This is a genomic window from Pseudomonas sp. PA-4-8C (genome assembly GCF_021606625.1).
Lineage (GTDB): Bacteria > Pseudomonadota > Gammaproteobacteria > Pseudomonadales > Pseudomonadaceae > Aquipseudomonas > Aquipseudomonas lactis.
Genome location: NZ_WKCD01000075.1, coordinates 1 through 21,471 on the forward strand (window position 1 = coordinate 1; position 21,471 = coordinate 21,471).

A 21,471-nucleotide genomic window follows, 5' to 3' on the forward strand; every position below is an offset into this window, starting at 1 on the left:
GCCCCCGCCCGCCCGGTACGACCAATACGGTGTACATAATCGTCCGGTACTTCCGGCAGGGTGAAATTGATCACGTGGCTGATGCCGTCGATGTGAATACCACGACCGGCCACGTCGGTGGCTACCAGCACGCGGATCTTGCCTTCACGGAAGCCTTCCAGGGTCTTGATGCGCTTGTGCTGCGGCACGTCGCCCGACAGTTGCGCGGCGTTGACGCCGTCGCGCACCAGGCGTTCTTCGATGCGGCGCACTTCGTCCTTGCGGTTGGCGAACACCATCACGCGCTCCCAGCCGTTATCGTTGACCAGGTTGTAGAGCAGCTTGTACTTGTCGGCACCGGCGACGGCGTAGATATGCTGCTCGACGTTTTCGCTGGCGACGTTGAGTGCTTCGATCTCGACGATGGACGGGTCTGTGGTCCACTGCTTGGCGAGGTTCATCACGTCTTCGGTGAAAGTCGCGGAGAACAGCAGGGTCTGGCGCTCGGTTTTCGGCGGGGTCTGGCGAATGATCTGGCGTACTTGTGGGATAAAGCCCATGTCGAGCATGCGGTCGGCTTCGTCCAGCACCATCACTTCGACCATGTCCAGGTGCACGTCGCCGCGCTGGTTGAAGTCGAGCAGGCGGCCCGGGGTGGCGACGAGGATGTCGCAATGGCGGGCTTCAAGGTGCTTGAGCTGCTTGTCGAAGTCCATGCCGCCCACGAACGTCATGACGTTGAGGCCGGTGTACTTGGTCAGGTCGGCGGCGTCCTTGGCGATCTGCACCACCAGCTCACGGGTTGGGGCGATGATCAGCGCACGCGGTTCGCCCATGTAGCGTTCTTTGGGCGGCGGCGTTTGCAGCAGTTGGGTGATGATCGAGATCAGGAACGCGGCGGTCTTGCCGGTGCCGGTCTGTGCGCGGCCGATGGCGTCTTTGCCTGCGAGGGTGAAGCCCAGCACTTGCGCCTGGATCGGTGTGCAGTACGGGAAACCGAGGTCCTGGATGGCGTGCATCAGTTCCGGGGCCAGTTTGAAATCGTGGAAGCGGGTCTTGCCTTCCTGGGGTTCGACGACGAAGTCTTCGAGTTTCCAGGGGGTCACGGGCGGCTTGGGCGCACGTTCGCGACGGGGCTTGGCCACAGGCGTCGGGGCGGGCTCGGCAGGCTTTACCTGTTCAGGCGGCGTCACCGTGGTGTTGTTCGGTGAGGTGGCGGGCGCGTTCCGGCCGGGCTGTTGACCGTCATTGCGGTTGCCGGGCTTGGGGGCAGGTGCACTGGGAACAGGCGCGAGCGGCTCAGCCTCGCTTTTGCCGAACATCTTCTTGAGTGCTTTGAGCACGGTCATCTCATTAATTGATTAAGGAATGTACGCCGGCCAGTGTAATGCAAGAATCGGGCGCGGCGTAGTGCGTCTGTCATACGGCTACATAAACACGGGGTTCAGCGCAGCCGTTCAGCCAGCCAGGCGCCGATATCGTGTATCTCTTGGGGTAACACTTCGTGGCCCATTGGGTATTCCTGCCATGTCACGGTGACACCACGGCCTTTCAAATGCTCGTAGGCGCTGCGGCCCATGGCGTTCTGCACCACTTCGTCGTACTGGCCGTGCAGGCAGAGCGTAGGGATGCGTTGCTGGCTGGCGGATAATTGCAGGTCATTATCGAAGGTGGGCGCATAGGTGGAGAGGGCGATCACACCGCCCAAGGGCCCCTCCCATTTCTTGAACGCGGTGTGAAAAACCACGGCGCCGCCTTGAGAAAAACCAGCGAGGAAAATTCGCGAAGTGTCTATTCCGGTTCTCTGTTGTGTCTCGATCAGGTCCGTAACCATTTTTGCCGACGTTTCCAGTTCTTCCAGGCTGATCGAACGGGCCGGGCTCATGGCCTTGATGTCGTACCAGCTCGGCATCTCGTAGCCGCCATTAATCGTCACCGGGCGCGTGGGGGCCTGGGGCAAAACAAAGCGGGTGCTCAGCAAGGTTTCCTGCAGCGCTTCGGCCACCGGCAGGAAGTCGTAGCGATCGGCGCCCAGGCCATGCAGCCAGATAACGCAGGCGTCTGCTGGCTTGGCGGGCTGAAGAATCAAGGGTTCGGTCATGTCTGCTCCATAGATGTGCGGGCGCTCCGATTAGGTGCGTCGGAACGGTGCGCGACAGGTTGATCTGTTAAGAGAATGTCGCAAGGCTGAATCTTTTGCCATTGAAGCGCAGTTGCAGCCACTCGGCCAAGACTCTGGTACGCGCCTTGCTATGTGTATCTCGATGTCAGAACTCTCCTAGGACGGTAACACTATCAGTGAGTGCCGCTCGTGGGAAAGCAACTGCAATTACCGCAAAAACCTCATGCTGCTTGGCCCCAAAAAAAACCAACACGGGTCGATATCGCCTCATAAGGGTGCGCTGAGGTTGGAGCTCCGACACAACAAGAGCAATTGGAGGTTTGTAATGAAGGTATTGAAATCCACCCTGGCCATCTTCACTGCGGCGGCTGTACTGGGTGTCAGTGGTTTTGCCCAGGCGGGTGCCACCCTGGACGCCGTGCAGAAAAAAGGCTTTGTGCAGTGCGGTGTGAGTGACGGCCTGCCGGGTTTCTCGGTGCCGGATGCCAGCGGCAAGATCCTCGGGATCGACGCTGACTATTGCCGCGCTGTGGCGGCTGCCGTGTTTGGCGATGCCACCAAGGTCAAGTTCAGCCAGTTGAACGCCAAGGAGCGTTTCACCGCGCTTCAGTCAGGCGAAGTCGACATCCTGTCGCGCAACACCACCATGACCAGCTCCCGCGACGCGGGCATGGGCCTGAAATTCCCGGGCTTCATTACCTACTATGACGGCATCGGCTTTCTGGTGAACAACAAGCTGGGCGTCAAGAGCGCCAAGGAACTGGACGGTGCAACCATCTGCATCCAGGCCGGTACCACCACCGAGCTGAACGTTTCCGACTACTTCCGCGCCAACAACCTCAAATACACCCCGATCACCTTCGACACTTCCGATGAAAGCGCCAAGTCGCTGGAATCCGGGCGTTGCGACGTACTGACGTCCGACAAATCCCAGCTGTTCGCCCAGCGCAGCAAGCTGGCTTCGCCGAAAGACTACGTGGTGCTGCCGGAAACCATTTCCAAGGAACCCCTGGGCCCGGTCGTGCGTAATGGCGACGACGAGTGGCTGGCCATCGTGCGCTGGGTGGGCTACGCCATGCTCAACGCTGAAGAGGCCGGTGTGACCTCCAAGAACGTCGAAGCTGAAGCCAAGGCCACCAAGAACCCGGACGTTGCGCGTCTGCTCGGTGCTGACGGCGAATACGGCAAAGACCTGAAAGTGAAGAAGGACTGGGTGGTACAGATCGTCAAGCAAGTGGGTAACTACGGCGAGATGTTCGAGCGCAACCTGGGCAAGAGCACGCCGCTGGAAATCGACCGTGGCCTGAACGCCCTGTGGAACAACGGCGGCATTCAATACGCACCCCCTGTGCGCTGATCGCTGATGGTTCTGTCACCCGGTAGGCCAACTGCCGGGTGATGTTCTGTTCCATTATTTTCGGGGCACTTCATGCAAAATCAAATCGGCGCACCCAAGCAGAAGCTCAGCTTCAGCGACCCCAAAGTGCGTGCGTGGCTGTTCCAGATCATCACGATCGTGGCGGTGGTCTCGCTGGGCTGGTACCTGTTCCATAACACCCAGACCAACCTGCAACACCGGGGCATCACCTCGGGTTTCGACTTTCTTGAGCGCAGTGCCGGCTTCGGCATCGCGCAGCACTTGATCGACTACACCGAATCGGACAGCTATGCCCGGGTGTTTGTCATCGGTCTGCTCAACACGTTGCTGGTGACCGTCATCGGTGTGGTGCTGGCAACCCTGCTCGGCTTCATCATCGGCGTGGCGCGCTTGTCGCCTAACTGGATGATCAACAAGCTGGCCACGGTGTACGTGGAGGTATTTCGCAACATTCCGCCGCTGCTGCAAATCCTGTTCTGGTACTTCGCGGTTTTCCTGACCATGCCAGGGCCGCGCAACAGCCATAACTTCGGTGACACCTTCTTTGTCAGCAGCCGTGGCCTGAACATGCCAGCAGCGCTGGCGGCCGATGGGTTCTGGCCGTTTGTGGCCAGCCTGGTGGTCGCCATCGTTGCCATCGTGCTGATGACCCGCTGGGCCAACAAACGCTTTGAAGCGACCGGGGTTCCTTTCCATAAATTCTGGGCGGGCCTGGCGCTGCTGGTGGTGATCCCGACGCTGTGCGTGTTGGTCTTCGGCACGCCGCTGCATTGGGAAATGCCCAAGCTTGCTGGCTTCAACTTCGTCGGCGGCTGGGTGCTGATCCCGGAACTGCTGGCGTTGACCTTGGCGTTGACGGTGTACACCGCGGCGTTCATTGCCGAGATCGTGCGCTCGGGCATCAAGTCCGTCAGCCATGGCCAGACCGAAGCGGCACGCTCACTGGGCCTGCGCCCAGGGCCGACGCTGCGCAAGGTCATCATCCCGCAAGCGTTGCGCGTGATCATTCCGCCGCTGACCAGCCAATACCTGAACCTGGCGAAAAACTCGTCGTTGGCCGCCGGTATCGGTTATCCGGAAATGGTTTCGCTGTTTGCCGGCACGGTGCTCAACCAGACCGGCCAGGCCATTGAAGTCATTGCCATCACCATGAGCGTGTACCTGGCGATCAGCATCAGCATTTCTTTGCTGATGAACTGGTACAACAAGCGCATTGCGCTGATCGAGCGGTGAGGACACACCCATGACTACGCATACGTTCAAACCTGACATGCCACCGCCGAGCAAAGTCTTCGGGCCGGTGGCCTGGATGCGCGCCAACTTGTTCTCGAGCTGGCTCAATACACTGCTGACCTTGCTGGCGATCTACCTGGTGTACCTGGTGGTGCCGCCGATCCTGCACTGGGCCATCCTCGATGCCAACTGGGTGGGCACCACCCGCGCCGACTGCACCAAGGAGGGCGCCTGCTGGGTGTTTATCCAACAGCGCTTCGGGCAGTTCATGTATGGCTATTACCCCGTCGACCTGCGCTGGCGCGTGGACATGACGGTATGGCTGGCCATCGTGGGTGTGGCGCCGTTGTTCATCTCGCGTTTCCCTCGCAAGGCGATCTACGGCCTGGGCTTTCTGGTGTTGTACCCGATCATCGCCTACTGCTTGCTGCACGGCGGCGTGTTCGGCCTGAGCAATGTGGCGACCAGCCAATGGGGCGGCCTGATGCTGACCCTGGTGATCGCCACTGTCGGCATCGCTGGCGCCTTGCCGCTGGGCATTGTGCTGGCGCTGGGGCGGCGTTCGAACATGCCGGCCATTCGGGTGGTCTGCGTGACCTTCATCGAGTTCTGGCGCGGCGTGCCGTTGATCACCGTGCTGTTCATGTCGTCGGTGATGCTGCCGCTGTTCCTGCCTGAAGGCATGAACTTCGACAAGCTGCTGCGGGCGCTGATCGGTGTGATCCTGTTCCAGTCGGCCTATGTGGCCGAAGTGGTGCGCGGTGGTTTGCAGGCGATTCCCAAGGGCCAATACGAAGCCGCTGCGGCGATGGGACTGGGCTACTGGCGCAGCATGGGCCTGGTGATCTTGCCGCAGGCCTTGAAGTTGGTGATCCCTGGGATCGTCAACACCTTCATTGCCCTGTTCAAGGACACCAGCCTTGTGATCATCATCGGCCTGTTCGACCTGCTCAACAGCGTCAAGCAAGCCGCCGCCGACCCCAAATGGTTGGGCATGGCCACTGAAGGCTACGTGTTCGCCGCTTTGGTGTTCTGGATTTTCTGTTTTGGTATGTCGCGCTATTCCATGCACCTGGAACGCAAGCTCGACACTGGCCACAAGCGTTAGGAGTTTTTTGATGAGCGAAGCAATCAAACAGCCTGTGAGCCCTGAAGGCATTATCCAGATGCAGGGCGTCAACAAGTGGTACGGCCAGTTCCACGTGTTGAAAGACATCAATCTCAACGTCAAGCAGGGCGAGCGCATCGTGCTGTGCGGCCCGTCGGGCTCGGGCAAGTCCACCACCATCCGCTGCCTCAACCGTCTGGAAGAGCACCAGCAAGGCCGCATCGTGGTCGATGGCGTGGAGCTGACCAATGACCTCAAGCAGATCGAAGCGATCCGCCGTGAAGTGGGCATGGTGTTCCAGCACTTCAACCTGTTCCCGCATTTGACCATCTTGCAAAACTGCACGCTGGCGCCGATGTGGGTGCGCAAGATGCCCAAGCGCAAGGCCGAGGAAATTGCCATGCACTACCTGGAGCGTGTGCGCATTCCGGAGCAGGCCCACAAGTTTCCGGGGCAACTGTCCGGCGGCCAGCAACAGCGTGTGGCCATCGCCCGTGCCTTGTGCATGAAACCGAAAATCATGCTGTTCGACGAGCCGACCTCGGCACTCGACCCGGAAATGGTGAAAGAGGTTCTGGACACCATGATTGGCCTGGCCGAAGACGGCATGACCATGTTGTGCGTGACTCACGAAATGGGCTTTGCGCGCACCGTGGCCAACCGCGTGATCTTCATGGACAAGGGTGAGATCGTTGAACAGGCGGCACCGAATGACTTCTTTGATAACCCGCAGAATGAGCGGACCCGGTTGTTCTTGAGCCAGATACTGCATTGATGGAGCGTTAAAAAATAAACCCGGCCTGGTAGCCTAATGCCGTTCAGTCAAGGATTTTTGTAGGAGCGAGCTTGCTCGCGAGAAACTCACAGGCGCCGCGTTCAATCAGGAAACACGCGTTATCGTTGACGTTTTTCGCGAGCAAGCTCGCTCCTACACGGCATGGTTCAGGAGGCTTGGGCGGCAAGTTGCTGCTGATCTTTTGCAATGAGCAGGCGATTGAGGTCTTCGCCGACATTGAGCGCCTCAATCTCGGTCAGCAGATGCGGATGCTTATCCAGTAAGCGCATCAGTGTAAACAATGGTTCAGGAGGGAAAACCTCAGCCCTTTCGTAGCGAGAAAATGAATTTTGCCCACGCACAGTCAAAAGCTTCACTGCGTCCTTCTGAGTGAGATGCAGTTTGCGACGGATTCGCTTCATTTCGGCAGCGATGATTTTTCTGCCATCAATCAATAATTGGTCACTGGCGTCGGAATAACGCTCTGCGCTGTCATCGTCATGATCGAATTCGATTTCCTTACAGACCTGGCATTCCCAGCCCGCGATGTTTGGAATGTCGCGCATCATGCCGCGCGTGTTGATGGTGAAGGTGCGACCTTCGAAATGCTGCATTCCCTCATGGGCTCCGCAATTCACGCATTGTTGGGTTTTCATAAGGTTTTCTCCTTGAAGGAGATTACGGGAGCTCCACCGCTTGAGCGGTAAGTCACCTTGATGTAAATCTCCGTACCGTACATTTTGATGAGATAGACGTCCTGCCATACCCGATGGTCTGAATAGGTTGTCATTGATTTGTACAACATTCGCTTTTCAAGGGCGCAGACCGCCAACCGCATCTGGCCGATACTCAATTCAAGTTGTCGAGCGCTCTCCCGCGCACTTGCCGTAAATGCTCCGTTGCCCAGCCGGATGACTTGCGCCTTGATCAGGGCCAAATCGTAATGAGGTGTGTACTTTTCCATAAGACACCTGAGTCCAATAATTACCCTCTAAGGGTAATTTTACCAATCGAAAATACTGCTCCTTTTCCTGCCTAAGAACCCTAGTGCGTTGCCTTTGTAGGCAACTCCGAATAGCCTGTAGGAAAATTCATCCTATGATTGGACGAAAGCGCTAAACCCATGACAGACATCGCCCCGCTGATCAAACGCTCCCTGGTCGACCAGGCGCTGGAGCAACTGCGCCTGCGCATCTCCCAAGGCGTATGGGCCATCGGCGAGCGCCTGCCCACCGAGCCCGAGTTGTCCGCCGAGCTGGGGATCAGCCGGAACACCGTGCGTGAAGCCATGCGGGTATTGGCCTTTTCGGGCTTGATCGAAATTCGCCAGGGCGATGGCAGTTACCTGCGCTCGATGACCGACCCACTGGGCACAATGCGGGCGTTGTCCCATTGCACGCTGGAGCAGGCGCAGGAGACGCGCCAGATTCTGGAAGTGGAGGCCATCGGCCTGGCTGCATTGCGGCGTACCGAAGCGGACCTTGAGGCATTGCGCAAGGCGCTCGCTCTCAGCGCCGAGCGTTATCACGGCGACCTGGAGGCCTATATCAGCGCCGACCTGAAGTTCCACCAGCACGTGGTGGATGCGGCGCACAACCCGGCCTTGAGCGAGCTGTACCACTACTTCTCGGCCATTGTCGGCGCGCAGCTGCGCCAGACCCTGAACCGCTCACCGCGACGCCAGGCGGTGTTCGACCTGCATGGAGCGCTGCTCGATGCGGTGGAACAACAAGACCCGGACCGCGCCAAATCCCTCTGCCGGCAGTTGATCAATGAACCCTGAAGCCCCACGCAAGACCGAACTCGAAGAACTGTTGATCGACGCCGAAGCTGACGACGATAGCGTGCAGCAGGCGCAGCCGAGCGTGGTTCGGCCATGGCTGCTGTTGCTGGGCCTGGTGTTGGTGGCCTTGAACCTGCGCCCGGCCTTGTCGAGCTTGTCGCCGTTACTGGCAGAGGTTTCGAGCAGTTTGGGCTTGTCCGCCGCCAAGGCCGGTTTGCTGACCACCTTGCCGGTGCTGTGCCTGGGCCTGTTCGCGCCCACCGCGCCGATGCTGGCACGGCGTTTTGGCGCCGAGCGCGTTGTGCTTGGCATCCTGCTGACCCTTGCCGCCGGGATCATCCTGCGCAGTTCGTTGGGTGAGGTGGGGTTGTTCCTCGGTAGCCTGGTTGCAGGCGCCAGCATCGGCATCATCGGTGTGTTGCTGCCGGGTATCGTCAAGCGCGACTTCGCCAGGCAGGCCGGTGCCATGACCGGTGTCTACACCATGGCGTTGTGCTTGGGCGCCGCCATGGCGGCCGGTGCCTCTGTGCCGCTGAGCCACGCCTTTGGCGACAGCTGGAAGATCGGCCTGGGCTTCTGGATCCTGCCGGCGCTGGTGGCGGCCCTGGTCTGGTTACCCCAGATTGGGCAGAAGCACGGCGCCCATCGTGTGGCCTATCGTGTGAAAGGGTTATTGCGCGATCCGTTGGCCTGGCAAGTCACCCTGTACATGGGCCTGCAATCGTCACTGGCCTACATCGTGTTCGGCTGGTTGCCGTCGATCCTGATCGGCCGTGGCCTGAGCGCGACCGAAGCCGGGTTGGCGCTGTCGGGCTCGATCATCGTGCAACTGCTCAGTTCCCTGGCCGCACCGTGGCTGGCCACGCGCGGCAAGGACCAGCGCCTGGCGATTGTGGTGGTGATGCTGCTGACCCTCGGCGGGCTGTTCGGTTGCCTGTATGCACCGCTGGAGGGCCTATGGGGTTGGGCGATTTTGCTCGGCCTGGGGCAGGGCGGCACCTTCAGCCTGGCGCTGACCCTGATCGTGTTGCGCTCGCGCGATTCCCATGTGGCGGCCAACCTGTCGAGCATGGCCCAGGGCATCGGCTACACCCTGGCGTCGATGGGGCCGTTCGCGGTCGGCCTGGTGCATGACTGGACCGGCGGCTGGGCAGCCATTGGCTGGATCTTCGCTGTGATCGGCCTGGGGGCCATCATTGCCGGGCTGGGCGCCGGGCGTGCGCGCTATGTGCAGGTCACCAGCGAGAAGGTTTAGAGATACACCACTTCCAGCGTGGCCGAGCCATCGAGCGGGGTTTCCACACTCAAATCCAGATTCTGGCGGGCATTGATCACGGTCTGCACCGTGACGTTGCCCCCCAGGGTACCGATGGCCGTGGGCCCGCTGACGCTGCCCTCCACGTCGGTAAACCCCAGGTAGCTTCGCGAGCCAATATCGATGGGGTTGAGATTGGAGGTGCGCCACGCCAGGCCACCGGTGGTGGACTCGGTGCCGTATACCTGCGCGGTGTTGCTGGCCTGGGTTTGCCGCGGGTCGAAGGTCATGGAGTAAACCCCCAGGCGGTTGCCGCTGCTATCAAACCCCAGCCCGTAGTAAATCTCGCTGTTGACCATGGCCGAGCCGTCGCGGTTGTCGCGCATGCGAAGGGCGTAGCGGACGGGGCCATTGCAGGCGATGCCGATATGCAGCGTCTTCAGGGGCAGGCGCGTGGCGGTCTCCAGGTTCAGGTCTTGTTGGGCAATCTTGCCGTAGTCGATCAGGCCACCGCTGGAAAGCTGCGGCAAGCAGGCGGCGGGGACGATCAGTCCGTGGACGCTCAGGTCCACTGTCGAGGCGGCCAGCACCGAGGGCGCGCAGGCCAGTAACACCAGGCTGGAAAGGATGCGGGTTTTCATGGGGCGGACTCCTTACAGGGGGGCTCAGGGGTAGACGATTTCGAGCGTGCCGGAACCGTTGATGTGCACCACGTCACGCAAGTCCAGGCTTTGCATCGGCGCCAGGTAAGTCTTGATGCGCATCGTGCCAGTCAGGGTTTGCAGGGCGACTGGCCCTGTGGTAACGCCGGTTTTGTCGGTAAACCCCATGATGCTGTTGGCCGCCATGGGGATCTGCCGCGCGGTGGAACTGCTCCATGCCACGCCATTGCTGGTGGAGTCGGTGCGGTACAAGGTGGGGAAGGCATCGGCGCTGAATTCGGCCGGGTCGATGGTCAGGTAAAAGCGCCCGATCTTGTTGCGGCTGGCATCCAGGTCCAGGCCATAGGCCGTTTCATCGGTGCCGCCCGTGGCCGAGCCGTCGCGGTTGTCCTTCATGCGCAGGGCGAAGCGGATGGGCGCGTCGCAGGTCACGCTCAGGTGCAGTGTGCGGGTGGGCAGCGGTGTTTCAGTGCTGGCGTTGAGGTCTTTGGCGTACAGTGTGCCGTAGTCCACCACGCCTTGGTCGGACAAGCTCGGCAGGCAGGCGATAGGCGCGAAGTGCGCGCGCAGTGTCAGCTCCCGGTAGCGTCCATGGTGTGCGCCGTACAGCATGCCGGAGACTTCCCAGGTGGTGGCATCGCGCACCTGGGTGGCGGCAGGGTCGGCCCAGGCACGCAGGCTCATTTGCAGTGCCAGGGTTTTACCGGTGAGCACCGTGCCCCGTTCGACCGGTGCGATGCCGTGGTCGGGTCGCCATTGCAGGACGCTGCCAGTGGCGACGGGCGCCTGCCCCACGGCGGGCAGCACCCCCAACTCGACCGCGCGGCCGTCGAGCAGGGCATTACTGACTTCAATGGCATAGCTGCCGTGCTCGGTAAACTGCCAGCGCTGCGGGCTGGCGGCTTGCGCACGGTAGAACAGGCTGAGGTCTTCGGCCTGGGGGCAACTGACGGTCACACTCAGTCGACGCTCGCCGAGCAGGCGTTGCGGTGCGCTGTCGCTTTGCGCCAAGTGGCTCATCAGGCCGAAATCCAGCAACGGCTCACTGACGTTCAGTTGGCATTCTTCAAAAGCCTGGGCTGTGCCGGCGGCGCCGATCAACAGCCCCAGGCACAGTTGACGCAAACAGCTTGCAAGGGGCATGGCGGGAATCCTCAAGGTGCGTGACAGCGTGCGGGGGCCGTTTCGAAGTACACCGAGGGGTCGGCTTTTTCCGGCAGCGAGTAACGCAACTGGCAACGGCGCCCTTGGGGCGTGGTTATCCACAGCGTCGATTGGCCCAGCACATTGGGTAGAAACACCTGGCTGCCGTCCTGCACCAGGGTGATGAATTCACCATTGGCACTGCTGACGGAGGCACCCGCCGGCAACGGCGCGCCCTGGTCGGTGCTGACGGTGAGCAGCAGGCGGCGGGTCAGGCCGACGCCAAATTTGACGCGCTCCACGGCGCCACGGCCGGCCGAAACCATGGCCAGGCCATTGTTGATATCGGCATTGCGCGGCAATGAACGGGTTTGCACTTCCACCGGGCTGCGCCCGTAGGCGGCGACTTGCGGCACCACGGCCTGGCCTTGCCAGTCGGTCCACACCGGGCCGCTGGGGGTGCTGAGTTTGATGCCGCTCATATCGCCAACCGACACCAGCGCGAAGGTGTCGCGCACCGGGTAGGGAGAAAAGGTCACGCCGTCGCCATGCAGCACCACACCGCCGCGAGCACCGCCTTGATAGCTGGAACGCTCGGCGTCGGAGCGGCTGTAACTGACATCCAGCTGGCTGTAGCGCGGCAGCGCGGAGATGCCCAGGGTGGTTTCCACTTGATGGTCGCTGCTGTCGTGCTCGGCGCTGACGCGGTAGCTGAGTTGGTCGTCGATCTGTTCGGTGATGCCCAGGCCGGTGCGGTTCTCGCCACCGGAGTTGCGCACCCAACTGCGCAGCCGGCGACTCTCGCCCAGCGGCACGCTGATATTGAGGTACACCGCGTTGTCCTGCTGCTGGCGGCCGCCCATTTGCCACTCGGCACTGGCCGACAACGACACCGCACCGATGCTCGTGCCCCAGGAGGCCAGCGCCCGGCTGCTGCTGTCGCCGGCAAAATTGGCCGAGCGTGAAACCCCGGCACTGAATGCACCCAGTTGGGGGTGCGACCAGCCGAGGTTGAGGCTTTGCTGGTCGCGGTAGCGCGAATCACGGTTGCTGTCGTCGCGCGTGTAAGTGCTTTCTTCGAGTTCGCGGTAGCCGATGCTGCGCCAGGAATTGGCGGCGCTGATCGACCATTGTTCGCCCAGGCGCTGGGACCAGGACAGATCAGTCTGCACACCGGAGACCTTCTCTCGGGCCTGGCTGTTGGACACTTGCGTGGACAGTTGGATCTGGCTGTCCAGCCACGGTAACCAGCCCAGGCTGGCGCCCACCGAACGGTATTGACTGGCCGCCAGCACGCCCGTGCCGAGGGTCAATTGCGGGTGCAGGGCGCCGGTCCAGCCGCCACTGATTACCCACGGATCCTCGCCTTCGGCATCGCCCACATTACGCACTCGGCCCGCTGCCACGGAGTAACCCGGGGCTGGCAACCCGAGCCCGAGCATGGCCGCTGGCACGGTGAAGCGCCGTTCACCGCCGACGCTCTCCTTGACCGTGACTTCGACGTCCGAGCGCGTGTTCAAGCGACGCACATCGGTCAGGGCAAAGGGCCCGGCGGGCACCACGGTGGAATGAATCAACGCGCCGTTCTGGCGAACCTCTACCTGGGCCGGGCTGTTGGCGATGCCCTGGATCAGCGCGCCCTGGCCCTGTTCTTGAAGCGCGTGCTCGGTGAGCACCTGCACCCCGGTGATCTGCGCGCCGGACAGCACCGGGTTGTACAGGTTGATCTGCCCGGCCTGCAGCACCGCCTGGTAGCTGGCGAAGGTGCGTTGGGCATAGGCTTGCAGGTGGGTGCTGCGTGACAGGCCATCCTGCCAGGTCTGCACCTGGCGGCTGCGCACGATCCAGTCGCCGGCATTGAACCCCACCTCGGTATTGGCCGAACCAAAGCGGCTGGCGTCATCGCCGAAGCGGTTGTAGAAGCCACTGAGGTCGTAGTTGAGCAGCCCGGCAAACCCGCCGGTTTCGTAGCCGGAGATGTCCTGCTGTACGGGGCGCAGGGCGTCGGTGGGCACCACCAGCGACACCGTCAATGTCGCCGGGTCTGGTTCCACAAGGGTTTGCGGGTACCGCGCAAGAAAATCATGGCAGCCCTCGGTTTCACCAGGCGGCACCAGATTGGCCGCGTCCAGCAAAGCGCGGTCAAAGCACAGATTGCCCTGCTGATCGAAGTTCACCGTCAACCGATCACGGCGCTGACCGTTGACGCGCAGGCTGACGGTGTGTTGCCCGGCTGCGTAACGCGGTGCGGCCAGCAACAGGCTGGCCAGTTGTGGGTCGATACCACGTTGTTGCAAGGTCTGGGCATCGAAGCCGGACGAGCTGGAATCTTCGGCGCACACTTTGGCCGGTATGAGCGCGCACAGCAGCAATACCAGCGCCAGGGCAGGGCTGGCAAAGGGATCGGGCACGGCTTCGCCGTCACGGTAACTCAATACTGTTTTCACGCAAGGTACTCGAATAGTGAACGCGCAGGCCTTGTGGGCCGGGCGTTCTGGTGACGATCAACAAGCCGTCACTTCGTTACTCAGGCGGCGCAGGGTGGTACGCCGCCTGGGGTGTTCCGTCAGAAGCTGATTGGTGCGTCGTAAGCCTTGACCGCGAACCCGTACACCGTGGCCGGCTGCAGCCTGACCGTCTTGGCCTGGCTGCTGCTGGCCGGCACGCTCAAGGCTTCGCCGGGCAGCACATAGGTCCGAGGCAGCAACGCCTTGCCGTCACCGGGCAGCAGTTGCAGCTCCTGCGCCAGACGCACCACGTACGGCGTGTCGTTGCGCACCTGTAACTGGCCTTCGCGCAGTGTCCAGGTCAGGTCGGTCCAGGGCGTGCGGTTGGGGGCCAGGCCCTTGGGGTGCACAATCACCGGCAGGTTCTGGCGCACGGTCACGCCCACGCGGGCATGCCCGGCGGCTGTGGCGGCGCGGCCCTGGGGCATGCCTTCGAACACCGCGCGCTTAAGCCGCTGGGTCAGTAACGGCTGCTGGTTTTGCAGAATGAAACGCACCAGTTGGGATTTGGACGCTTCCACCCGTGAAAGGGGCGGCGTCACCACCAGCAGCGGCTCGGTGTCTTCCGGAATGTCCTGCAAGGTCACATGCAGCAGCGCGAGCTGGCTGTCGGTGTTGGTCACCGACACGGACGCTTCGCCTTCGGCCTCGTGCACGATCACCACGGAGGTGTCCGGGACCATACCGTCGGCTTTTACCTGATCGCCGAGCATCAAGAGCAAGGCAATCAGGCCGACAGCGGTGTTTGAGAATGTCGTCGTCATGACGGGTTTCCATTAGCCAAAAAAGGGGGCGGTCAGAGGTAGCGCAGGTCCAGGACGATGGCGCCGTCGAGCGGAACTTCCTGGTCCAGGGTCAGGTACTGGGAAAAATTGATCGCAGTGCTCACCTGAACCTGGACGGTCAGCTGGCCGATGAAGTCCGGTTGTCGGTCACCGACTGGCGCGAAGGCCATGTAGGTGCGGGGGTAGGCATTGGGCTCCTGGGACCAGGTTTCGCCGTTGTCGCTGGAAGCCAATGCTTGCAGGGGCTGCGCATCGCCCACTGCGTTGCGATAGGCCAATGCCACGGAGCCCAGGCGTTCTTCGGGCACATGGATGTTCCTGCCCAGCCCGTAGAAATAATCGGGGGCCGACGAGGAGTCGGCGCGATTATCGAGGCCCACCAGCGCAAACAGCATCGGCCTGGCGCACTGCACACGCAGGTCGAGCGTCTGGATCGGCAGTACGGTGAACTCGTCGGCATTGAGGCTGTGAGAAGGAATCTTGCCGTGATCGACGGTGCCTTCATTCGTCAGCTCGATATGGCAGGCGTCCGGGGTTACCCGGCCGGTCACCGTGAGGTCGACGGCCGACGCACCGTGGGCTTGGGTCATCGCTGTCAGGCCAAGCACGATGGCAACGCTACGCCCCCATGCCGTGAGCACGGGCAGTGCCAGACGCCGCCCATGCCTGTCGGTGTTCAAGGGATGAGCGGCCATGGGTTAGAGGTACTTCACTTCAAGGGTGGCGGAGCCGTCGAGGGTCACCTCATTGCTGAGGTCCATGCCGGCGGTGGCCAGAATGAAGGTCTGCACCTGTAAATCGACCACCAGGTCTTTGACCGCCAGTGGCTGGCTATCGTCATCCATCGAGGCAACCGACATGTACAGGCCCGGATCCCAGAACTTTTCTTTGAACCAGGTATTGCCTTGGTCGGACGATGCGATGGGTTGCACCACCACGCCATCTTCGGCAAGCGGATTGGCTAGCGTGAGGTTGTACCCGCCCAGCTTCTGGGTTTCGTTGATAAAGCCCAAACCGTAACTCGAAGAGATACCTGAGGAGGCACGGTTATCGACCGAGTGCAGGGCGAACTGGATCGCAGCGTCGCAATTGACCGCCATGACCAGGGTGTGGTTGCCGATGACTGTCGGGTTGTCCGGGTTCAGGTCCTTGGCGGAGATCTTGCCATGGTCGATCACGCCACCACCGGACAGGCTCGGTGTGCAGGCGCTGGGCACGATCAGGCCTTTGACGGTCAGGTCCACGCTGGATGCGGCGAAGGTGGTGGCCGAGTGGAGCAGCAGCACGCTGGCGGCCAGGGTGGTCAATCGGGTTTTCATCGGGAGGCTCCTTAGAGGTAATTGACTTGCACAGTGGCGTGGCCGTCGATGGGCACTTCGTCGGTCAGCGTCAGGTTGCTGGCGGGGGCGATGTGGGTGATCAGGCGGATTTCCGCGTCCAATGCCTGGATCGCGATCGGTGCAAGGCCGTCGCCGTCGGCGACGGCCGTCAACAAGCTATGGCTGAGCATCACCGAGGGGATCCAGGTCACGCCGCCGTCCCGGGAGGTGATGGTGCGTACCGGTACGCCATCGGCCACCGGGCTATACAGGCCAAGCCCGGCGTCGCCGACTTTTTCATCGTTGGGTGTCATGCCCAGGCCATGCCAACTGAAGTGGCTGGCGGCAGTGCCCGCACGGTTGTCGATGGTGTTCAGGGTAAAAATGGTTGGCCCTTCGCAACGCACACTCAACAACATGGTTTCCCTGGGCAAGTCGGTGTAGGTGTCGGCGTTGAGGTCTCTGACCGACACCTTGCCGAAGTCGACGGTACCGCCGCCGGAGACCACGGGGGCGCAGGCACTGGGGGTGATGACCCCTTTGACCGTCAGGTCCTGGCTACTGGCGGCCCATACCGGGCCGGCGCCGATCAGCAACAGTGTGGCGGTGAGGGTAGTGAGGGGGCTAACCATGGGGCACGTCCTGTGGGTGAGGGGCGGTTAAAGGTATTTCACTTCAAGGGTGGCGGAGCCGTTGATCGGAACTTCTGTGCTCAGGTCCATGCCGGCTGTGGGGGCGATAAGGGTTTGCACCATCAGGTCTGCCGTGACCTGCTGGACCGGGGAGGGTGCCCAACTGCCGGAGGAGCGGTCGCCAAACGAGGCGTGGTAGGTAATGGGCCAGACGTCGCCCGGGAAGCTTTCCCGCCAGGTGAGGCCGTTATCGGACGACTCGATCAGGGTGATTGCCGCGCCGTCAGCCACCGGATTGCCGAGCACCAGTGTGTACCCGCCCAATTTTTTGCCGCTGACCAGGCCCAGGCCATAGCGGTTCATCGGGTCGGGGGCGTCACCCTTGTTGTCCGTGCCCTTCAGGGCCAGCAGGGTTGGCGCATCGCAGACGATCGACAGTTGCAGGGTGTGGTTGCCGAGCAACGTCCAGTTGTCCTGTTTCAAATCCTTGGCCGCGACTTTGCCGTGGTCGATGAAGCCGCCGCTGGAAAGGCCAGGGGCACAGGCGCTGGGTGTAATCAGGCCCTTGACGGTCAAATCGACGCTACTGGCGGCGAACACAGACGTGGACATGGCGAGCAGCAGGGCACTGCTGAGCAGGGGCATGCAGGTTTTCATGTGAGAGGCGTCCATTTACAGGTATTTGACTTCAAACGTCGCGGAACCATCGATCGCGACTTCGTCGGTCAATGTCAGCCCTTTTGCGGGGGCGATCACTGTGTAGAGCGTGACGTCCATGATCGCGTCCTTGATCGGGTGCGGCGCCCAGCCGCTATCGCCACGACTGCCCAGTGCCACCAACTCGTTGGGCGCGATGCCGTCGTCAGGCAGCAGCGTTACCCAGTGGCCGTCGGCGTTGTACATGGCCAGCAGCGTGGAGGGGGTTTCGGCGACGGGGTTGCTGAAACCCAACTGATACATGCCCAGCTTCTGGTTTTCGTTGATCATGCCCAGGCCAAAGGAGTAGCCATAAATCGCAGAGCCAGCTCGATTGTCGATAGGCTGGATGGCAAACAGCGTTGCCGCATCGCAGTTGACGCTCAGTGGCAGGGTCTTGCGCTCAAGCGGGGTGCTGGTGTCGATATTCAGGTCTTTTGCCGCGATTTTTCCGAAGTCGACGTCACCCGGCAGGCTCGGTGTACAAGCGCTGGGCGTGATCAACCCTTTGACGCTCAGGTCGACACTGCTGGCGGCGAACACTGAAGATGTCATGGCGAGCAGCAGGGCACTGCTCAACAGGGATACAGGGTTCTTCATTTCCAATTGTTCCATTGCAGTCTGGCAGATAGAAACGCGTACAGGTCAGCGCTCGGCCCTGTGTGGGCGAGTGGTTGGCGTGGCGGCGGTCTCAGTGTTTTTTTGCGGTGCCGGGGAGTGGCCATCCGTCCCTCTTTTGGGGTGGGCACAATTTAGCGAGGGGGCTGCGAGGGGGAAATACAACTAATACGACATTGGCGGGTTGTGGTGTAAGCGCAGTGCGGGACGGTAGATTTTCGCGGCGTTTTTCGTAGTTGTTGTATCGGCTGGAAGTCATTCAAAAGGATATAGGTTGAAAGTCGATAACGATCAAAAGGGTGTGCCTGGCATTGCTGTATCAGTGCCGCGGATGGCTGCCGAATTAATCACCACGAAGAGGTACTGATGGGTTCGCCAGGAGGTTCAATCGCAGGAGCGAGCCGGACAGTCAAACCGCCTTTTTGTCCCCCGCCCCATTGGCAGTACTTGAATGTTCTGGTCGTGGAGGATCATTCAGCCTATCGCCTGTTGCTGGGTTGGCTGTTGCAAAAACTGGGGCTCGGACACGCGCTGGTCACCGATGGCTTCATGGGATTGGACACCTTTACCAACCGGCCCTTCGACCTGGTGATCAGTGATTGCCGGATGCCCTTCATGGACGGTTACAGCATGACTCGTGCGATTCGCCAGCATGAGCGTGAGCAGGGATTGAAGCGCGTGCCCATCATTGCCTTGACCGCCAACCTGCAAAACGACAGCCCCCAACGTTGCCGCAACGCCGGCATGGATGCCTGGCTGCTCAAACCCCTGACCCTTGAACAACTGCACGCCGTGCTGGTGCGCTGGTTGCCGGGCGGCGATGGCAGTTATGTCGAGCCATACGCTGCTGCGGCGGGGGCGAGCTGGCCCACCCGTGCCACGCTTGTGACCACGTTTGGCAGCGACCTGGTCGTCGACCAGTTGCTGGAAACCCTGTTGATGGAGGCCTGGGAAGACCAGCGGGTGTTGCGTCATGCCCGTGTGACGTTGAACGCGCCATTGACCGCCGAGCGTCTGCATCGGCTGGTGGGCAGCCTGGTGTTCCTGGGCGGCACGGGGTTGGAAACCAGTGCCGTGCGCTTGATCGAGCAGGTCCAGGCCGAGGGTGTCGCTACGCACACGGCGCAACTGGAAGTGTTTGAAGCACGGCTGTGTGCTTATCTGGAGTATCTGTCTGAGTTGTGAAGAATGCTGTTGCAGAGCGTTTTACCTGGTCGTTGGTCTAAGTTTGGCTGTAGGTATTTTCCTATTGTGTTGTAGTCCAAAAATCAGCCACTACTGAACATTGGGTTCGGCCGCAAGTGCCTCTTTGTTAGCAGTTGTTGATGATCGCAGGCAGAGGTATTTTGCGCGGATTCAAGTTGCCATCATTCGTGGGTGCCTATGCTTCGAGTAATTATTGCTGACGATCACCCTATTGTCCGGGTCGGGCAGAAAGTCGTGATCGAGGCGAATGGCAAGTGCAAAGTGGTCGGTGAAGCCGATGGTCCTGATCAGTTACTCGGCGTGCTCAGTCGCACGCCGTGCGACGTACTGGTCACGGACTTCGCCATGCCAGGCGGCCAGCAGGCCGATGGCTACTGCTTGTTGGGCCTGTTGCAGCGCCAGTATCCGCAGTTGCCGGTGATACTGGTCACCATGTTCGCCAACGTCGCCACGTTACGCGCAGCCTTTGCCCACGGCGCCAGGGCAGTGGTCGCCAAAAGTGCTTCGGCCAAGGAGTTGCCCCTGGCGATCAAGGCGGTGTGTGCTGGCCAGACCTTCGCCAGTGAATGCCTGCGGGTACAACTGGTGGAAGCCGGCACTGGCGATCAATCCCAGGAGCCGCAGTTGTCTGGCAAGGAACGCGAGGTGGTGCGCATGCTGGCCAGCGGCATGACCGTCAGCCAGATTGCCGCCCAGGTCAACCGCAGCATCTCCACCATCAGCAAGCAGAAAAGCACGGCGATGCAGCGCTTGAGTATTTCCACCGACGTTGACTTGTTCGCCTACGCCCGCAGTACTGGGATAGCGCCGTAGCGCGCTTATTTGCGTGGCGAATGACAGTAGCCATGACGGCTTGGCCGGCTTATCGTGCGCCTACTCTTTTGACGTCCGCGGAGCCTGCCCATGAGTGATGCCCATAACGCCCTGATCAGCCAATTCTATAGCGCCTTCCAGCGCCTGGATGCCGAGGCCATGGTTGCCTGCTACAGCGATGACGTGGTGTTCAGCGACCCGGCCTTTGGTGAACTGCGAGGCCGTGACGCAGGGGACATGTGGCGCATGCTCACCACCCGTGCCAAGGATTTTTCGTTGACCTTCGACCAGGTGCACAGCGACGAGCGCACCGGCAGTGCGCATTGGGTGGCCACCTACCTGTTCAGTGCAACCGGCAATACGGTGGTCAACGATATCCAGGCGCGCTTTGTATTGCGCGACGGCAAGATCTGCGAGCACCACGATCACTTCGACCTGTGGCGCTGGTCGCGCCAGGCGTTGGGCACCAAGGGCCTGCTGTTGGGCTGGACGCCGCTGGTACGCAACGCCGTACGCGCCCAGGCGAACAAAGGCCTGAAGGCATTCCAGGCCAGTCGTTGATAAACTGCGCGCCCCTTTTGCCTTGCCGAACCTGTCCGTGAGTACGCCTGAACCCAAGCCTTGGTATGTCTACCTGGTGCGCGCCGCCAATGGTGCGCTGTATTGCGGCATCAGCAACGACCCGGTGCGCCGGTTTGCCTCGCACCAAAGCGGCAAGGGCGCGCGGTTTTTTCTGTCCAGCCCGGCAGTGGCGCTGGTGTACACCGAGCAATGCGCGAACAAGGGTGAGGCGCTGCGTCAGGAACGCCTGATCAAAAAGTTGAAGAAGAGCGCCAAGGAATGCCTGGCCGCAAATGGCTCATCACTCTGACTGATAGGTTCCCATCACGCAGCCAGGACCGTTTGCGCGGTAATCTGCTCGCTCACTCGCCAAGCGGAAACCCGTATGTCTGAGCTCATCCTGCACCATTATCCGACCTCACCCTTTGCGGAAAAAGCGCGGCTGTTGCTGGGCTTCAAAGGCCTGTCCTGGCATTCGGTGAACATTTCGCCGGTGATGCCCAAGCCCGACCTGACGGCCTTGACCGGCGGCTACCGCAAAACTCCGGTGCTGCAGGTGGGGGCGGATATCTATTGCGACACCGCCCTGATCGCTCGCCGCCTGGAGCAGGAAAAGTCCTCACCGGCCCTGTTTCCGCTGGGCCAGGAAATGATCACCCAGACCTTCGCCACCTGGGCCGACAGCGTGGTATTCGCCCATGCCGTCAGCCTGGTGTTCCAGCCCGAATCGGTGGCGGTGCGCTTTGGCAAGTTACCGCCCGAGGCCATCAAGGCCTTTATCGCTGACCGCGCTGCGCTGTTCAGTGGCGGCACGGCGAGCAAGCTGCCGGCTGAGCTGGCCAAGCATCAATGGCCGGCGATCATGACGCGGTTGGAGCAACAGTTGCAGCGTGAGA

Annotated in this window: 24 protein-coding genes; 11 read left to right on the plus strand and 13 right to left on the minus strand. The window is 61.3% G+C overall.

From position 1 onward, the window contains the following. Nucleotides 1-1,328: ATP-dependent RNA helicase RhlB (gene rhlB, locus GIW04_RS13985; RefSeq protein ID WP_236302044.1), on the minus strand; the 1,328-nt coding region annotated here is incomplete at its 3' end. A 95-nt stretch (nucleotides 1,329-1,423) separates the two neighbouring features. Beyond that, nucleotides 1,424-2,080, minus strand: coding sequence for an alpha/beta hydrolase (locus GIW04_RS13990; protein WP_003188754.1), 657 nt, complete (start codon nucleotides 2,078-2,080; stop codon nucleotides 1,424-1,426). 346 nt (nucleotides 2,081-2,426) lie between these two features. Here GIW04_RS13990 and GIW04_RS13995 point away from each other — a divergent pair, with 346 nt between their 5' ends. The 4 genes from GIW04_RS13995 to GIW04_RS14010 all read left to right on the plus strand — a co-directional run bounded on the left by GIW04_RS13995 (nucleotide 2,427) and on the right by GIW04_RS14010 (nucleotide 6,595). Beyond that, a complete protein-coding gene (locus GIW04_RS13995; protein WP_003188756.1) occupies nucleotides 2,427-3,458 on the plus strand; it encodes an amino acid ABC transporter substrate-binding protein in 1,032 nt (343 codons plus the stop codon). Nucleotides 3,459-3,530: 72 nt separating this feature from the next. Continuing rightward, nucleotides 3,531-4,712 (plus strand): amino acid ABC transporter permease, encoded by a 1,182-nt coding sequence (locus GIW04_RS14000; RefSeq protein ID WP_003188757.1) that lies wholly within the window; start codon nucleotides 3,531-3,533, stop codon nucleotides 4,710-4,712. A gap of 10 nt (nucleotides 4,713-4,722) precedes the next feature. Then, nucleotides 4,723-5,820: an amino acid ABC transporter permease gene (locus tag GIW04_RS14005; RefSeq protein WP_003188758.1), complete on the plus strand. Its 1,098-nt coding sequence runs from the start codon at nucleotides 4,723-4,725 to the stop codon at nucleotides 5,818-5,820. 10 nt (nucleotides 5,821-5,830) lie between these two features. Continuing rightward, a complete protein-coding gene (locus GIW04_RS14010; RefSeq protein ID WP_003188759.1) occupies nucleotides 5,831-6,595 on the plus strand; it encodes an amino acid ABC transporter ATP-binding protein in 765 nt (254 codons plus the stop codon). Between the two features lie 167 nt (nucleotides 6,596-6,762). On the opposite strand, the gene GIW04_RS14015 is transcribed toward GIW04_RS14010, so the two are convergent. After that, nucleotides 6,763-7,251, minus strand: coding sequence for a type II toxin-antitoxin system MqsA family antitoxin (locus tag GIW04_RS14015; protein ID WP_120248695.1), 489 nt, complete (start codon nucleotides 7,249-7,251; stop codon nucleotides 6,763-6,765). Continuing rightward, entirely contained in the window at nucleotides 7,248-7,559 is a 312-nt protein-coding gene (locus GIW04_RS14020) for a type II toxin-antitoxin system MqsR family toxin (protein ID WP_120248696.1), read from the minus strand. The genes GIW04_RS14015 and GIW04_RS14020 overlap by 4 nt, the downstream gene beginning before the upstream one ends. A 159-nt stretch (nucleotides 7,560-7,718) precedes the next feature. On the opposite strand from GIW04_RS14020, the gene GIW04_RS14025 reads away from it, so the two are divergent. Together GIW04_RS14025 and GIW04_RS14030 are read left to right on the plus strand one after the other, a co-directional pair. Beyond that, nucleotides 7,719-8,378 (plus strand): FadR/GntR family transcriptional regulator, encoded by a 660-nt coding sequence (locus GIW04_RS14025; protein ID WP_003188764.1) that lies wholly within the window; start codon nucleotides 7,719-7,721, stop codon nucleotides 8,376-8,378. After that, complete coding sequence (locus tag GIW04_RS14030) at nucleotides 8,368-9,633, plus strand: CynX/NimT family MFS transporter (RefSeq protein ID WP_003188765.1); 1,266 nt, start codon at nucleotides 8,368-8,370, stop codon at nucleotides 9,631-9,633. The genes GIW04_RS14025 and GIW04_RS14030 overlap by 11 nt, the downstream gene beginning before the upstream one ends. Here the strand turns inward: GIW04_RS14030 and GIW04_RS14035 are convergent. The 9 genes from GIW04_RS14035 to GIW04_RS14075 form a co-directional block, all read right to left on the minus strand. Then, nucleotides 9,630-10,274, minus strand: a complete 645-nt coding sequence (locus GIW04_RS14035; RefSeq protein ID WP_003188767.1) for a DUF1120 domain-containing protein — start codon at nucleotides 10,272-10,274, stop codon at nucleotides 9,630-9,632. The genes GIW04_RS14030 and GIW04_RS14035 overlap by 4 nt on opposite strands. 24 nt (nucleotides 10,275-10,298) lie before the next feature. Further along, complete coding sequence (locus tag GIW04_RS14040; protein WP_183043794.1) at nucleotides 10,299-11,438, minus strand: DUF1120 domain-containing protein; 1,140 nt, start codon at nucleotides 11,436-11,438, stop codon at nucleotides 10,299-10,301. Between the two features lie 11 nt (nucleotides 11,439-11,449). After that, a complete protein-coding gene (locus GIW04_RS14045; protein WP_183043795.1) occupies nucleotides 11,450-13,885 on the minus strand; it encodes a fimbria/pilus outer membrane usher protein in 2,436 nt (811 codons plus the stop codon). Between the two features lie 119 nt (nucleotides 13,886-14,004). Continuing rightward, nucleotides 14,005-14,709: a fimbria/pilus chaperone family protein gene (locus GIW04_RS14050; RefSeq protein WP_120248698.1), complete on the minus strand. Its 705-nt coding sequence runs from the start codon at nucleotides 14,707-14,709 to the stop codon at nucleotides 14,005-14,007. A gap of 32 nt (nucleotides 14,710-14,741) precedes the next feature. Continuing rightward, nucleotides 14,742-15,425, minus strand: a complete 684-nt coding sequence (locus GIW04_RS14055) for a DUF1120 domain-containing protein (RefSeq protein WP_057710974.1) — start codon at nucleotides 15,423-15,425, stop codon at nucleotides 14,742-14,744. Between the two features lie 3 nt (nucleotides 15,426-15,428). Then, entirely contained in the window at nucleotides 15,429-16,049 is a 621-nt protein-coding gene (locus GIW04_RS14060; RefSeq protein ID WP_003188774.1) for a DUF1120 domain-containing protein, read from the minus strand. Nucleotides 16,050-16,060: 11 nt separating this feature from the next. Further along, on the minus strand, nucleotides 16,061-16,681 hold the full coding sequence (locus tag GIW04_RS14065; RefSeq protein WP_034135874.1) for a DUF1120 domain-containing protein: 621 nt from the start codon (nucleotides 16,679-16,681) through the stop codon (nucleotides 16,061-16,063). Nucleotides 16,682-16,708: 27 nt separating this feature from the next. Beyond that, the gene (locus GIW04_RS14070) at nucleotides 16,709-17,338 is read right to left on the minus strand and encodes a DUF1120 domain-containing protein (protein ID WP_120248699.1); all 630 of its coding nucleotides are present in this window, start codon (nucleotides 17,336-17,338) and stop codon (nucleotides 16,709-16,711) included. 15 nt (nucleotides 17,339-17,353) lie between these two features. Then, complete coding sequence (locus GIW04_RS14075; RefSeq protein ID WP_003188778.1) at nucleotides 17,354-17,977, minus strand: DUF1120 domain-containing protein; 624 nt, start codon at nucleotides 17,975-17,977, stop codon at nucleotides 17,354-17,356. A 384-nt stretch (nucleotides 17,978-18,361) separates the two neighbouring features. Here GIW04_RS14075 and GIW04_RS14080 point away from each other — a divergent pair, with 384 nt between their 5' ends. From GIW04_RS14080 to GIW04_RS14100, 5 genes are all read left to right on the plus strand, one after another. Further along, nucleotides 18,362-19,180 carry a response regulator gene (locus GIW04_RS14080; protein WP_003188780.1) on the plus strand — a complete coding sequence of 273 codons (819 nt, stop codon included), beginning with the start codon at nucleotides 18,362-18,364 and terminating at the stop codon, nucleotides 19,178-19,180. A 198-nt stretch (nucleotides 19,181-19,378) separates the two neighbouring features. Beyond that, a complete protein-coding gene (locus GIW04_RS14085; RefSeq protein WP_034135870.1) occupies nucleotides 19,379-20,014 on the plus strand; it encodes a response regulator transcription factor in 636 nt (211 codons plus the stop codon). A gap of 90 nt (nucleotides 20,015-20,104) precedes the next feature. Continuing rightward, entirely contained in the window at nucleotides 20,105-20,575 is a 471-nt protein-coding gene (locus GIW04_RS14090) for a nuclear transport factor 2 family protein (protein ID WP_034135869.1), read from the plus strand. Between the two features lie 37 nt (nucleotides 20,576-20,612). Beyond that, nucleotides 20,613-20,885 (plus strand): GIY-YIG nuclease family protein, encoded by a 273-nt coding sequence (locus tag GIW04_RS14095; protein WP_003188786.1) that lies wholly within the window; start codon nucleotides 20,613-20,615, stop codon nucleotides 20,883-20,885. A 75-nt stretch (nucleotides 20,886-20,960) separates the two neighbouring features. Continuing rightward, nucleotides 20,961-21,471, plus strand: a 511-nt coding sequence (locus tag GIW04_RS14100; RefSeq protein ID WP_236479013.1) for a glutathione S-transferase, incomplete at its 3' end; no start/stop codon positions are given.